This is a genomic window from Curtobacterium sp. S6 (genome assembly GCF_000710345.2).
Taxonomy (GTDB): Bacteria; Actinomycetota; Actinomycetes; order Actinomycetales; family Micrococcaceae; genus Rothia.
On record NZ_JHEL01000015.1, the window covers coordinates 116,564 to 130,033 of the forward strand.

The 13,470-nt window shown below is 63.5% G+C and carries 11 protein-coding genes; 5 read left to right on the plus strand and 6 right to left on the minus strand.

Annotated elements, in window-relative coordinates:
- Positions 1–2 precede the first annotated feature (2 nt).
- The 3 genes from CURSPS6_RS02790 to CURSPS6_RS02800 are packed head-to-tail and all read left to right on the plus strand — an operon-like array spanning position 3 to position 4,469.
- Positions 3–3,089: a bifunctional [glutamine synthetase] adenylyltransferase/[glutamine synthetase]-adenylyl-L-tyrosine phosphorylase gene (locus tag CURSPS6_RS02790; RefSeq protein ID WP_051687567.1), complete on the plus strand. Its 3,087-nt coding sequence runs from the start codon at positions 3–5 to the stop codon at positions 3,087–3,089.
- A gap of 52 nt (positions 3,090–3,141) precedes the next feature.
- Positions 3,142–4,137 carry a pyridoxal-phosphate dependent enzyme gene (locus CURSPS6_RS02795; RefSeq protein ID WP_030013977.1) on the plus strand — a complete coding sequence of 332 codons (996 nt, stop codon included), beginning with the start codon at positions 3,142–3,144 and terminating at the stop codon, positions 4,135–4,137.
- Positions 4,138–4,184: 47 nt separating this feature from the next.
- The gene (locus CURSPS6_RS02800) at positions 4,185–4,469 is read left to right on the plus strand and encodes a hypothetical protein (protein ID WP_030013978.1); all 285 of its coding nucleotides are present in this window, start codon (positions 4,185–4,187) and stop codon (positions 4,467–4,469) included.
- 123 nt (positions 4,470–4,592) lie between these two features.
- On the opposite strand, the gene glnA is transcribed toward CURSPS6_RS02800, so the two are convergent.
- Complete coding sequence (gene glnA / locus CURSPS6_RS02805) at positions 4,593–6,017, minus strand: type I glutamate--ammonia ligase (RefSeq protein WP_030013980.1); 1,425 nt, start codon at positions 6,015–6,017, stop codon at positions 4,593–4,595.
- Between the two features lie 229 nt (positions 6,018–6,246).
- On the opposite strand from glnA, the gene CURSPS6_RS02810 reads away from it, so the two are divergent.
- Positions 6,247–6,714, plus strand: a complete 468-nt coding sequence (locus tag CURSPS6_RS02810; RefSeq protein ID WP_082469994.1) for an RDD family protein — start codon at positions 6,247–6,249, stop codon at positions 6,712–6,714.
- Between the two features lie 92 nt (positions 6,715–6,806).
- Here the strand turns inward: CURSPS6_RS02810 and CURSPS6_RS02815 are convergent, their stop codons facing one another.
- The 3 genes from CURSPS6_RS02815 to lipB all read right to left on the minus strand — a co-directional run bounded on the left by CURSPS6_RS02815 (position 6,807) and on the right by lipB (position 9,440).
- On the minus strand, positions 6,807–7,550 hold the full coding sequence (locus tag CURSPS6_RS02815; RefSeq protein ID WP_030013983.1) for a DUF4191 domain-containing protein: 744 nt from the start codon (positions 7,548–7,550) through the stop codon (positions 6,807–6,809).
- Positions 7,551–7,703: 153 nt separating this feature from the next.
- Entirely contained in the window at positions 7,704–8,711 is a 1,008-nt protein-coding gene (lipA, locus tag CURSPS6_RS02820; protein WP_030013985.1) for a lipoyl synthase, read from the minus strand.
- Between the two features lie 48 nt (positions 8,712–8,759).
- Positions 8,760–9,440 carry a lipoyl(octanoyl) transferase LipB gene (lipB, locus tag CURSPS6_RS02825; RefSeq protein ID WP_030013986.1) on the minus strand — a complete coding sequence of 227 codons (681 nt, stop codon included), beginning with the start codon at positions 9,438–9,440 and terminating at the stop codon, positions 8,760–8,762.
- Positions 9,441–9,560: 120 nt separating this feature from the next.
- Here lipB and CURSPS6_RS02830 point away from each other — a divergent pair, with 120 nt between their 5' ends.
- Positions 9,561–11,207 (plus strand): hypothetical protein, encoded by a 1,647-nt coding sequence (locus tag CURSPS6_RS02830; RefSeq protein WP_152978038.1) that lies wholly within the window; start codon positions 9,561–9,563, stop codon positions 11,205–11,207.
- A 3-nt stretch (positions 11,208–11,210) separates the two neighbouring features.
- Here CURSPS6_RS02830 and CURSPS6_RS02835 read toward each other — a convergent pair whose 3' ends face one another.
- Positions 11,211–11,561: a hypothetical protein gene (locus CURSPS6_RS02835; RefSeq protein WP_030013989.1), complete on the minus strand. Its 351-nt coding sequence runs from the start codon at positions 11,559–11,561 to the stop codon at positions 11,211–11,213.
- A gap of 132 nt (positions 11,562–11,693) precedes the next feature.
- Complete coding sequence (sucB, locus tag CURSPS6_RS02840; protein ID WP_030013991.1) at positions 11,694–13,430, minus strand: 2-oxoglutarate dehydrogenase, E2 component, dihydrolipoamide succinyltransferase; 1,737 nt, start codon at positions 13,428–13,430, stop codon at positions 11,694–11,696.
- Positions 13,431–13,470: the final 40 nt, after the last annotated feature.

Consider the following 13,470-nt stretch of genomic DNA (forward strand, 5'->3'; position numbering starts at 1 on the left):
CCATGGGGGAGAACACCGAACGTCCCAAGAAGGCCGGCCACGAGGCGAAAAGGCATCTGGCCGCGGTGGGGTTCAACGATCTCACCGGGGCCAACCGGTGGCTGGAGTCCCGTGAGCTCGAGGGCGTCGACCAACGACGCCTGCTCGAGGGTCTGACCCTCAGCCCGTCACCCGATCTTGCCCTCAAGTCGATCGTGTGGATGCTCTCCGAGGATCCGACGATCGCTCGGTACATCGAGCGCGGGGCGGAGGCGGCCGGTTTCTATCGCGTGGTGGGTGCCTCGGAGGCGCTCGGGGAGTTCCTCCGGGGCCACACCGATCACATGGTGATCTTCGATCAGGAGCCCGAACCGCTACCGTCCCCGGAAGACTCCTACCTCGCCCGCGATTTCCGCCGTGCCTTCCTTCAAGCCGTCGGCGCCGATCCCGACGTGAATCGGCCCGTGGCAACGCTCACGGGGGACGAGGCCAAAGCCGCCGTCCGAATCACGTATCGCGACCTGTTGACGCGCATCGCCCTGGCCGATCTGACGGCCGACGATCCCGTGGCCGACCTGCCGAAGGTCGGGGCCGCGCTCGCCGATCTCGCCGGAGCTGCCATCGACGGGGCCCTGGCCGTGGCCCGGGCCGAGTGCTTCCGGGAGAGTCCCGAGTCGGCCGCCGTCGACATTTCGGTGATCGGCATGGGCAAGTGCGGTGCGCGAGAGCTCAACTATATTTCCGATGTCGACGTCATCTACGCGGTCGGCCCCTCGGAGGAATCATCCGCCGGGGCGGATGGGCGCCCCGATGAAGAGACCATGATCCGGGTGGGCACCGACCTGGTGAAGGCCATGACGCCGGTCATCTACGGGGTCGGCCCCGAGCCGGGCCTCTGGGAGATCGACGCGAACCTGCGCCCCGAAGGCAAGGACGGCCCCTTGGTTCGCACCGTCGATTCGCACCGGCGATATTACGAGCGTTGGGCCGAGAACTGGGAGTTTCAAGCCCTCCTCAAGGCCCGCCCGATCGCCGGGGCGGCACACATCGGTGAGGCGTATATGGAGGTGATCACGCCCCGTATCTGGGAGGCTTCGGGTCGCGACAAATTTGTCGACTCGGTGCAGGGCATGCGCGGGCGAGTGACCAACAATATTCCACCGGGTGAGCGCGACCGGCAGATCAAATTGGGCCCCGGCGGCCTGCGCGATGTCGAATTCACCGTGCAGTTATTGCAACTGGTCCACGGGAGAACCGACGACCAGGTCCGGCAGAGATCCACCACGGCGGCCCTGGAGGCCCTTCGTGAGCGTTCCTACGTGGGGCGCGGGCCGGCCTCACAGCTCGACCACGAGTATCGGTGGCTTCGTACGCTGGAGCACCGCGTTCAATTGCTTCATCTCCGGCGGACGCACCTCATGCCCGTCAAGGAAGCCGAGCAGGCCACAGTCATGCGCGGAATGCGAGGTCTGACGGACGTGAGCAAGGCATCCCCGGCGGAATTACTGTCCCGGTGGAAGCGATCCCAACGCACCGTTCGCGGCCTGCACGAGAAACTATTCTTCCGACCGCTCTTGGCGGCGGTCTCCCAGCTGTCCCCGGACGACGTCGCCCTCACGCCCGAGGCCGCTCAAGATCGTCTGGCTGCCCTGGGCTACCTGGACCCTCGTGGGGCCATGAGGCACATCGAGGCCCTGACAAAGGGTGTGTCGCGGCGAGCGGAGATCCAACGCACCATCCTCCCGGTTTTGCTGGGCTGGTTCGCCGCCGGGGTCGACCCCGACGCAGGGCTCTTGGGCTTTCGACGCGTCTCGGAATCCCTCGGGCAGACGCAGTGGTATCTGCGCATGCTGCGCGACTCCCAAGCCGCGGCCGAGCGCCTCTGCGCGATCCTCTCGAGCTCTCGGTTCATCACGGACCTTCTGGAAGATGAGCCGGAGTCCATCTCCTGGCTGGATCGGGACGACAAACTGCGGCCCATCACCTTTGAGGAGCTGTGGACCGAGATTCAATCGAAGATGTCTCGCCATCCGGACGCGCTGTCCGCGATACGGATGATTCGGCTGAGCCGACGGCGCGAGATCTTGCGTATTGCCCTGGGGGAAACCTCCGGGGTGATCGGCATGGAAGAGATCATGAAGGGTCTCTCGGACGTTGATCAGGCAACGATCTTGGGGGCGCTCCACGCCGCGGAGCGTGAGCTCTATCAGGAGAAGGGCGAACCCGTTCTGACCGATGTGGTGATCATCGGCATGGGCCGGCAGGGCGGCGAGGAAATCGGCTACGGATCGGATGCCGATGTCATGTACGTCCACCAGCCGCGCGAGGGCGCCGAGGAGTCCCGCGCCGTGTCGCAGGCCAATGCCTTGGTGAACCGGACCATGCAATTGCTCAAGGCTCCCATGAAGCCGGCCATCCGGGCGGAAAAGGTCTTGGAGATCGACACGGATCTTCGCCCCGAGGGAAAATCCGGGCCCATGGTCCGTACCCTCGACTCCTTCGCCGAATACTACGAGCGGTGGGCGGATACCTGGGAATTTCAGGCGCTCCTGCGGGCGCGGCCTTTGGCGGGATCCTCCGAGGTCGCCGAGCGGTTTATGCGCCTGATCGATCCCTATCGTTACCCCAAAGACTTCCCGGATGACAAGGTTCGGCAAATCCAGAGGGTCAAGGCCAGGGTAGAGTCGGAGCGCATGCCCAAGGGGGCGGATCCGGATCGCCAGGTCAAGCTCGGGCGTGGAGGGCTGAGCGATATCGAGTGGCTCGTCCAGCTGATTCAATTGCTTCACGCACATGAAAATCCGTCGTTGAAGACCACGAGCACGCTGAGGGCGCTCGAGGAGGCGGTTAAGCTCGGATTCGTCGATGCCGAAGACGCCGGGATACTCGAGTCCGCGTGGAAACTCGCCACGAGGATTCGTGGGGCCAACGTCTTGAGGAACGGCAGGGCTTCGGACTCGCTGCCCGGCGCCCGCAAAGATCTCGAGGCCGTTGCTCGGTGGTGCGGCTACGAACCGGGGAGCGCTTCCGAGTTGGAGGAGGACTACCTCCGGGTGACCAGGCATGCCCGGGCGGTCTTCGAGAAACTGTTCTATCGTCACCTCGAGTGAGCGGGATCCGTCCGCTTCCGTCCTCACGTCACTCCGTCCGAAAGGATTCTTAGTGCGCTACGCGTCCCATATTTCCGACCTTGTTGGTGGCACGCCGCTGGTCCAGATGCATCACGTGGCCGAAGGGCTCAAACCGACCATTCTTGCCAAGGTCGAGTACGTGAATCCTGGAGGGTCCGTCAAAGACAGGATCGCGGAACGGATCGTCGACGCGGCCGAACGCGCGGGCCACCTCAAGCCCGGGGGCACCATCGTGGAACCGACGAGCGGAAATACCGGCGTCGGCTTGGCGCTGGTGGCTCAACGACGCGGTTATCGCATGATCTTTGTGGTGCCGGATAAATTCGCCGGTGAAAAGGTCGACGTTCTTCGGGCGTATGGGGCGGAGGTCGTCATCACGCCCACGGACGTGGCGCCCGAGGATCCTCGATCCTATTACGGTGTGTCGGACCGTCTCGCCGAGGAAATTCCCGGGGCTTTCAAACCGAATCAATTCGCTAACCAGAACGGTCCCTTGGCGCACTACGAGACCACGGGGCCCGAGATCTGGAGGGACACCGACGGGCGAGTGACGCATTTTGTGGCGGGCATCGGAACCGGCGGCACGATCTCCGGGACGGGCCGCTATCTGCACGAGGTCTCGAACGGCCGGACCACCGTGGTGGGGGCCGATCCGGAGGGGTCCATCTATTCGGCGGGAGAAGGGGAAGACCCCCACGGGTTTCTCGTCGAGGGAGTCGGGGAAGACTTCCTGCCGGAGACCTTCGACCCGACCTCCGTGGACCGCTACGAGAGGGTTTCGGACGCAGAGTCTTTCGCCATGACGCGTCGGTTGGCGCGCGAGGAAGGGCTTTTCGTCGGCGGATCGAGCGGCATGGCCATGGTCGCTGCGCTACGCACGGCGCGGGGCCTGGGACCGGATGATGTGGTCGTCGTGCTCCTCCCGGATCATGGCCGCGGCTACCTGAGCAAAATTTACAACGACGAGTGGATGGCCGGTCACGGCTTCTCGACCGACGACCGTCGGCAGAACGGCGTCCGGGGATAGTGCCGCGCGCGGCGGTTTTGCCGGTGGGTCCGTGATTGGATGAGATTATGGGCACATTGATCTACAACACAACGACCATCATCATGGGCGACCGCCACCTCGCGCAGCTTCGCGAGCAAGTCTTACATCTTGCCAAGCATTCCCAGGAATTAATCACGATCAAGGCGCCAAACCACGGCGGGACGATCGTGCTGTTCTATACGCCGGGCGTACCCCTTGAATTTCGTTTCGACTCGACCGCCGGTGAGGTATTGACCGATGGCGACCGAGCCCGGATCCACGGTTTCTTCGAGGAATCGGAGCGACTCAGGACGGCATTCGTCTTCGACTAACCCCGACGAGCCGTCGTAGCATCCGCCCGGAGACGTCGAGGAGGCCCCTGGGCATAGCACAACAGCGGGGGTGGACGCTGACGCGCCACCCCCGCTGGATCGGGCCGATGAGGTCTCTAAGACCTACACCCCGTAGTAGAGCTGGAATTCGAGGGGATGCGGAACCTCGGCGAGAGGCGCGAGCTCAAATTCGCGCTTGTACGAGATCCAGGTTTCGATGAGGTCTTCGGTGAACACGTCGCCGGCGAGCAGGAATTCGTGATCCTGTTCCAGCGCCTCCAGGGCCTCGCTCAACGAGGCCGGTGCCGTCTTGATGTCCTTCGCCTCTTCCGGCGGAAGCTCGTAAAGGTCCTTGTCGATCGGCTCCGGCGGTTCGATGCGGTTGCGGATACCGTCCAGGCCTGCCATGAGCTGAGCGGCGAAGGCAAGGTAAGGGTTGCAGGAAGGGTCGGGCGCCCGGAACTCGAGGCGCTTCGCCTTCGGGTTGGAGCCGGTGATCGGGATGCGGATGCCGGCCGAACGGTTGCCCTGCGAGTACACCATGTTCACGGGGGCCTCGAAGCCCTTGACGAGGCGGCGGTAGGAATTGACCGTCGGGTTCGTGAAGGCCAACACGGACGAGGAGTGCTCCAGCAGGCCGCCGATGTACCAGCGGGCCAGGTCGGAGAGGTTAGCGTAACCGCGCTCGTCGAAGAACAGCGGTTCGCTGCCCTTCCACAGCGACTGGTGGCAGTGCATGCCCGAGCCGTTGTCGCCGAAGACCGGCTTCGGCATGAAGGTCGCCGACTTGCCGAAGGCGTCGGCGACGTTCTTGACGATGTACTTGAACTTGAGCAGATCGTCAGCCGCCAAGGTCATGGTGTTGTACTTGTAATTGATCTCGGCCTGCCCGGCGGCACCCACCTCGTGGTGGGAGCGTTCGACCTCGAGGCCGACCTCGTCCAGGGTCACGGAAATCGCGTCACGCAGATCCGCCTGCTTATCCTGCGGTGCAACGGGGAAGTACCCGCCCTTGGTCAGCGTCTTATTGCCGAGGTTTCCGCCTTCTTCCTTGCGACCGCTGTTCCACGGGGCCTCGTCGGAGTCCACCCGGAAGAACGTGTGCTCGGGGGAGACCTGGTATCGCACGTCCTCAAAGATGAAGAATTCCGCCTCGGAGGCGAAATTGGCGATATCGGCAATTCCGGTCGAGCTCAGGTAGGCCTCGGCCCTCTCGGCCACGCCGCGCGGATCGCGGTGGTAGGGCTCCCCGGTGCGGGGGTTGACGATCGAGCAGGTCAGGACCAAAGTCTTCTCGACCCGGAACGGGTCGACGAATGCCGACTTCGGGTCCGGGATGAGCTGCATGTCCGACTCCGCGATTCCTTGGAATCCGCGGATGGACGACCCGTCGAAGAGCTGTCCGTCCACGAAGAAGTCGTCGTCGACGGACTTCGCCGGGAGGTTGAAGTGCTGCTGTACCCCAGGCAGATCGGTGAAGCGGATGTCGACAAATACGACGTCTTCGTTCTGGATATAATCCAGCACTTCTTGGGCATTTTCGAACATGGTCCGAGTTCTCCTTAGATTGCTCAACGCGATCACACCCGACAAGCCCTTGAACGGATTGTCTGCGTGTTTTCTGTCGATCAGGATATGACGGAGACGTTGCCCTGCTGTATCTGCCATGTTTCCTTCATGTAACAGAACGGAGGACAACTCCCGGTCCCTCACGACGGTGCGACCACCAGTTCCACCATAACCCGAGGCCCGCCTCAGCTTCGTTATCCTGGACTTTATGGCAACTTCCCACAATTCAGCCGGCCACGAGGGGCGACGAGAGTCCTCCGCGTCAGAGCCACCCGAGCACGACTATCCCGGGCGTCGACTCGGTCGGCCAGAAACGGACCGAGGATCCCTGGCCAGGGTCCCGCGCCGCATCGTGGCGCTGTTCATCGACTGGTTTCTCTGCCTGGGGATCAGCCATCTCCTCTTCGGAGGGGGAGACTCCCTGATGCAGTCCCTGCTGATCTCCGCCGTCTTTTGGATTTACCAAGCGGTGTTGGTGGGCGTCATGGGTCATTCGATCGGACACGTGATCTGCGGGATGCAGGTCCAAACGGTCTACGGTGAGCCCGCCGGGTTCGGTCGAGCCTTCCTCCGCGGCTTGCTCGTCGCGATCGTGATTCCCGTGCTGGTCGTCGACGCGGACGGGCGTGGGCTTCAGGATCGTCTCGTCAACACGGTGCTCGTCCGGATCCGCTGAGCGACCCATTGCCGGACGATCCGTTCCGAGACCAAAAAACGAGGGCCCCGATTCAAGTGGATCGGGGCCCTCGTCGTCGGGATTCGCCGTGGCTAACGCCCGCGAAGTCCCTTACGGTCGGGGCGGGCCTTCATGGGATCGACGCCCTTGGGCATGGGCATTCCTTTATTCAAGGATGCGAGACGGTTATTGACCGCGTGGACCTCCTGCTGAGTGAGGTTCTTCGGGTACTTTTTCATCACCTTGGTGATCTTCTTCAGGGGAACCTGGTCTTCGCCGTTACCCGATTTGATCACGTGGACCGGTACGTTCGGCGCGACGCGGTTCAGCTTCTTCTTCTCCTGGGCGATGAGCGAATTGACGCGGCTCGCGGGACCTTCCGTCACGAGGACGACGCCCGGCCTGCCCAACGCGCGGAAGACAAGGTCCTGGGTCCGGGGGCTCACGGCCACCGGCTGTTCTTCAACGATCCACCCCCGGCGAAGGGTCGACAACGCGGCTCCCGCGGCCCCCGGTTGCCCTTCGATCTGGCCGAAGGCGGCCTTCTCCGCGCGCCGCGAAAGGATGATGACGCACGCAAGCACAGCGACCGGGATGCCGATGATGAGCCAGGTGATCCAGTTATTCAACAGAACGCCGATGAGCAGGAAGATCAGCAGAATCACGAGCCCAACCGTCAGCAGGATCCACGGGATATTGGGATCCGACTTCTTGGTCATCGTGAAGACTTGCTTCATCTGGGCGAAATAGCCGGGCTTGTCGCCCTTCTTCTTCCGCTTTTCGGCACGCTTCTCTTCACGCGTGAGCTTGCCGTTCTTGGCACTCTGAGACGACACGTTGTTTCCTCATTGCTGTGGGTGTGGCGGCACGACGGTGCCCCGGGATTCGGGACCATTCTACGGGAGGAGGTTCGTCACGCGAACTTGGGGGCACAACGATGCCGCCGCGGTCCTGACGGACCCGCGGCGGCATCGTGGGGCAGGGGAGTTCTACAGTCCCGCGGCGACCAAGGACGAGGCTTCCTGACGGGCCGAACCGGTGTCTTCGATGTGGGCGAGATGTTCCGGAATGGGCCGCCCCATTTTCTGCATCGCTCGGGCCCACAAGCGACCCGCGCGGTAAGAAGAACGGACCATGGGGCCGGCCATCACACCGAGGAAGCCGATCTCCTCGGCGGCCTCGGACAGCGCCACGAATTCCTCCGGCTTGACCCACCGGTCGATCGGGTGGAAAAGGGGCGAGGGGCGAAGATACTGGGTGAGGGTGATGATGTCCGTCCCCGCGTCGTAGAGATCGCACAGGGCCTCATAGACTTCCTCATTGGTTTCACCCATGCCGAGGATGAGATTCGACTTGGTGATCATCCCGCGATCTTTACCGTGGGCGATGGTTTCCAGCGAACGCTCGTACGTGAAGGCCGGCCGGATCTTCTTGAAGATTCGCGGAACCGTCTCCACGTTGTGTGCGTAGACCTCGGGACGTGAGTCGACGATCATGTCGAGGCGATCGGGCTTCCCCTGGAAGTCCGGAATGAGGATCTCCACGCCCGTGTTGGGGTTCTGCTCGTGGATCGCCTCGATGGTCTTGGCGTAGTGCAACGCCGAGCCGTCGTCGAGATCGTCACGTGCGACGCCGGTCACCGTTGCGTAGCGGAGGTCCATCTGCTGGATCGACCGGGCCACTTTAACGGGCTCGAGGGGATCCAACGGGGCGGGGCGTCCCGTGGCGATGTCGCAGAAGTCGCACCGCCGGGTGCACGTGTCACCGGCGATCAGGAAGGTGGCCTCGCGATCTTCCCAGCACTCGTAGATGTTGGGGCAGCCGGCCTCTTCGCAGACGGTGTGCAGGCCCTGGCTTCGAGCCATGCTCTTCAGCTCTTGATATTCCGGGCCCATCTTGGCGGTGTTTTTAAGCCACGAGGGCTTCTTCTCAATGGGAACCTCGGCGTTGCGCGCTTCGACGCGCAGGAGTCGACGTCCTTCAGGGGCGATTGTCATGCATTCTCCTTTGTGGTCCAGCGTCCGCGACGCCGGTGTCGACGCTCGTCAGGCCTGCGCCTGTTCAACGCGTGGGGTGAACGACGCGGCGAGACGGTCCGCATTGGCCAGAAGCTCTCTTTCAACCTGGTCAACAACGTCCGCGGGCGAAATGTTCCGACCGAGCTGTTCGCTGATGGTGGTGACCGAGGCATCGGTGATGCCGCAGGGAATGAAGTTGCTGAACGCGTTGAGATCGTTATTGCAGTTCAGGGCGAATCCATGCATCGTCGTATTCTTGGCGACTCGGATGCCGATGGCCGCGATCTTGCGGTCGGGCTCGATTCCCTCTCCCCGCACCCAAACGCCGGAGCGGCCCTCGACGCGCTCTCCGTTGACGCCGAGATCCTGGACGATTTTCATCAGGATCTCTTCGAGGATGCGGACGTACCGCACCACATCGATGGGTTCGGGAAGTTTGACGATGGGATAGCCGATCAGCATTCCGGGCCCGTGCCAGGTGAGCTTGCCACCTCGGTCGATGGGAACGACGTCGGTGCCGTCCGTGGGATATTCGTGTTTCTCGGTGCGCTTGCCGGCCGTATAGACCGGGGGGTGTTCCAGGAGAAGAACGGTATTGTCCCGTTCTTCATTGCTGACGCTGCGGTGGATCTCTTCCTGCAGTGCGAGGGCTTCACGATAGTCCACGTACTCGGGTGCGAGACCTACCCGATTCATGACCAAAGACATACGACAACACTACCGCCGCTCCATGAGGGGACTAAATTGTTCGACGAGAATCACCCGTGATTTCCCGTAGACCTGTGGATAACGTGACGATTCTCATGCGGATGGGTGTACACCATTGGCATGGAACAGGTGATCGAAGACAGCCAACGCCCGGCCGAGCCGTGTCTCTCCGGGTTGGAAAGGTACCAGCTCGTCCAGAAGTTGGAGCAAGAACACGGCAGATCTCAGTGGTATGCCACGCTTCGGCATCGGCCGGAGGGGCCAGCCCGTGAGGCACCCGAGACGGCGGTGTCCTACGAGGCCAAGATCAGGAAGAGGGCGGAGACCGAACGTTTGCTCTGCATCTTCGCTCCGCCGAAAGGGGACGTCGACACCCTCGCCGAATCCGCGACGAGCTGGGCCGAGAGGGTGTCCAGTCAGAGACTCACGATGAGGCACCCCCACCTGATGCACACGCACGATGTCTCCGCCACGGACCCTCTGTGCCCTTTTAGCGCCCTCGAATTCCCCGAGGGTGGCAGCCTGGCCCGATTATTGGCCGCGCACGAAAAACTCATTCCGAGCCAGTGTGCCCACGTGGTCCTGGGGGTCGGTCGCGCGTTGGGTTGGCTTCACGGCCAGGGGAACGCCCACGGGACCGTTCGGCCATCCGAGGTGCACTTCTCCCGGTCGGGTGTCGCTCTCCTCAAGCCGGCGTGGGGCCAACCGTGGGGCCTGCCTGAGGGGGCGGCGTCGACGCGAGCGGAGGACGTCCGTGCCTTCGCGGAGATGACGTGGAGAATGTTGGTGGGAAAAAGCCCCGGGCCGCGTGCGACTCGCTTCCCGTTGCCGATGTTGTGCCCCACGGCCACCCAACCCGTGGTGGAGGTTCTGGAAGCGGCTCTCGACGAAGATGCCGCGAGCCGCCCCGAAATTCATGAGATCGTTCTGGCCGTGGGTGGAGCTTGGGACCCGTGCATCCCCGACCTGAGCCACTCCGCCTATCCCGACTTCGCCTCCCGGGTCCCCGCGATGCGGGAGAGCCCACGACGGGCCGACGGAAATATTCGCGGCAGGGTCGAGCAATTACGGGCCGTCGCGAGGAGAAGCGGCGACGGTAGGCGCCTCGCCGCGGGCAGTCTTCGGGCGGCACCGCCTGCAGATCGCCCATCGATGTCCGAACCCTGGAGGACGCAGCGGTCGTACGGACGGTTTCCGGCCTCAAAGAGAACCGTCGTCGTTGCGGGTGCTATCGCTCTGGCGGCCGGCGGAGCGACGGCCGGTGCGCGGTGGTGGTCGGAAGCGCACCGGGAAGCCGGGGGAATGGGGGCGGGCGTGGAGGCAAGGCCGACGCCGGAAGCAGCGACCCCGCATCCGGAGGCCCCGGAGGCGCATCGTGAAAACTGGGAAGGTGTGGTGAAAGCGCTCTTCGCCTCCCGTGACCAGGCGCTTCGGAATCGGGACGAAGACCATATTGGGGACTACGCCGAGAAGGGCGGCCTCGACCGGCAAGATCGAGCCCTCATCCAGCAACTCAAGGCCACGAACACGAGGTGGGACCGCCTCGAGAGTCTCCTGACCGATGTCCGTGTGGAGACGCTGGAGGAGGAGCATGCGACCGTGGAAGCAAGGATCCGGGTGACGGGGTGGGATCCGGCGGCCCACGAAGGTGCCGAAACCGCCGCCGGGCACGACAAAGCCGGTGGCTCCTCCCAAAGAATCCGTATCGGATTGGGACGAACCACCGGCTCCTGGAAAATCACAGAGGTGACACCCCTGGACGAATGAACGCTAGCCCCAGAGGGTCGCGATGGCGATATTGATCAGGGCAAGGCCACCGACCGAGTGGGCAATTCCGGTGGGAACCTCTTCGCCGCGCTTGAACTTGCGCTGGCCGATGAAGGCGGTCACGGCGATGATCAGGCCGATCACGAGCTTGACGCCCAACTTGGCGTGGTTGACCGTGCCGTCGCCCATCTCAAGCATGCCCCACATGATGATGCCGGTCACGAGCTGGAGCAACGCCGCGTAGAACTGCAGAGGGACCACGCGCGGAGGCTTGAAATTCGCGACCCACAGGCCGAAGACGAGGGCCGCCCCCAGAATGTGGAGGAACAAGAAAATGGACATCAGAACAGACATGACTCCAGTCTAAGGGGCCGAGGCCGTTTTGACGTCATAGTGTCAGTAAATTGTGGCACGATTCGCACCGACGGTATAAAAAGCGAGGCGGCCCCGCAGGGGGACCGCCTCGCTCTCCGTCTCCTCGGAAGCCTACAGGCCTACCTCGGATTCAAATTTGCCTTCTTCCAAACGCTTCTTGAGCGTCGACAGGAATCGGCCGGCATCTGCGCCGTCGACGAGGCGGTGATCGTAGGTCAGCGACAAGTAGCACATCTGACGGATGGCGATCGTGTCATTGCCTTCGTCATCGGTGACGACGACGGGGCGCTTGACGATCGAACCCGTTCCCAGGATGGCGACCTGCGGCTGGTTGATGATCGGGGTGTCGAACAGGGCCCCGAAGGAGCCGATGTTCGTGATCGTGAACGTTCCACCCGAGAGCTCGTCAGGGCCGATCTTTCCGGACTTGGTGCGGTCCCCGACGTCGGCGATCTTCTTGGCCAGACCGGCCAGGTTGAGATCTCCGGCGTTCGACACGACCGGGACCAAGAGTCCGCGCTCGGTGTCCACGGCGATGGCGATGTCTTCGGAGTCGTGGTACGTGATCTCCTTGGCATCGGCATCGTAGGACGCGTTGAGCTTGGGGTGCTGCTGCAGGGCTTCCGCCACGGCCTTCGCGAAGAACGGCAGGAAGGTCAGCTTGGCACCTTCGCGGGCCTGGAAGGAGTTCTTGGCCTTGCCGCGCAACTTGGCGATACGGGTCATGTCGACCTCGGCCACCTGAGTCAGCTGCGCGGAGACCTCGAGGGACTCCTTCATCCGCTTGGCGATGGTCTGACGGATCCGGGGAGCCTTCTCGGTCTTGCCGCGCTTCTCGGTGTCGACCGCGGGTGCCTTGGGGGCAGCGGGAGTCTCCGCAGCGGCGGGTGCTTCCTGCTTCGGTGCGGCGGACTTCTTGGCGTCGATCGCGGCCTGAACGTCCTGCTTGCGGATACGGCCGCCGACGCCGGAGCCCTTCACCGTGTTGAGGTCGATGCCTTCCTGCTTGGCGAGCTTACGCACCAAAGGAGTCACGTAGACCTCTCCGGACTGGGCCGAGGACGCCTGAGCCTTATCAGACTCGGGCGCCTTCTGCTCCGGCTCGGACTTCGGTGCCGGCTGCTCCGGTTCGGTTGCCTTCGGCTGAGCCGGGGCGGGCTCTTCCTTCTTCGGCTCTTCCTTCGCGGGGGCGTCTTCCTTGGGGGAGGACGCCTCGGGGGCGGCGGAGCCTTCGGCACCGATCATCGCGAGGACCTGGCCGACCTCGGCCTCTTCGTCCTCGTCGACCTTGATTTCCAGCAGGGTGCCGGCAACCGGGGACGGGATCTCGGTGTCGACCTTATCGGTCGAGACCTCGACGAGCGGCTCGTCGACCTCGACGGTGTCGCCCACGGACTTGAGCCAGCGGGTGACGGTGCCTTCGGTGACCGACTCGCCAAGGGCGGGAAGGGTGACTTCCTGACCCTCGCCTCCGGCCGAACCGGAGGACTGCGGCTTATCGTCGGAAGCGGCCGGAGCCTCTTCCTGGGGGGCCTCTTCCTGAGCGGGCTCTTCGGCCGGGGCTTCCTGCTCGGAAGTGTCCTCGGATGCGGAGCTCTCGGCCGCGCCGGAGCCGTCGCCGATGCGCACGAGCGGCGCTCCGACCTCGACTTCTTCGTCTTCCTCGACAAGGATCTCTTCGATCGTGCCGGCAACGGGGGAGGGCACCTCGGTGTCCACCTTGTCGGTCGAAATCTCGACTAAGGGCTCGTCAACCTCGACGGTGTCGCCGACGGACTTGAGCCAGCGGGTCACGGTTCCCTCGGTGACGGATTCGCCCAGTGCGGGCAGTTCTACGGTTTCAGACATCGTCTCTTCCCGTTCTCCTTGTGAATAGTGCCTGTGTGAT

What these genes read in the sequence shown, in the direction of transcription:
- lipA (WP_030013985.1), bottom strand. Translation starts at nt 8,711, where the DNA reads ATGACAATCGCCCCTGAAGGACGTCGACTCCTGCGCGTCGAAGCGCGC.
- sucB (WP_030013991.1), bottom strand. Translation starts at nt 13,430, where the DNA reads ATGTCTGAAACCGTAGAACTGCCCGCACTGGGCGAATCCGTCACCGAG.
- CURSPS6_RS02790 (WP_051687567.1), top strand. Translation starts at nt 3, where the DNA reads ATGGGGGAGAACACCGAACGTCCCAAGAAGGCCGGCCACGAGGCGAAA.
- CURSPS6_RS02800 (WP_030013978.1), top strand. Translation starts at nt 4,185, where the DNA reads ATGGGCACATTGATCTACAACACAACGACCATCATCATGGGCGACCGC.
- glnA (WP_030013980.1), bottom strand. Translation starts at nt 6,017, where the DNA reads ATGTTCGAAAATGCCCAAGAAGTGCTGGATTATATCCAGAACGAAGAC.
- lipB (WP_030013986.1), bottom strand. Translation starts at nt 9,440, where the DNA reads ATGTCTTTGGTCATGAATCGGGTAGGTCTCGCACCCGAGTACGTGGAC.
- CURSPS6_RS02830 (WP_152978038.1), top strand. Translation starts at nt 9,561, where the DNA reads ATGGAACAGGTGATCGAAGACAGCCAACGCCCGGCCGAGCCGTGTCTC.
- CURSPS6_RS02810 (WP_082469994.1), top strand. Translation starts at nt 6,247, where the DNA reads ATGGCAACTTCCCACAATTCAGCCGGCCACGAGGGGCGACGAGAGTCC.
- CURSPS6_RS02835 (WP_030013989.1), bottom strand. Translation starts at nt 11,561, where the DNA reads ATGTCTGTTCTGATGTCCATTTTCTTGTTCCTCCACATTCTGGGGGCG.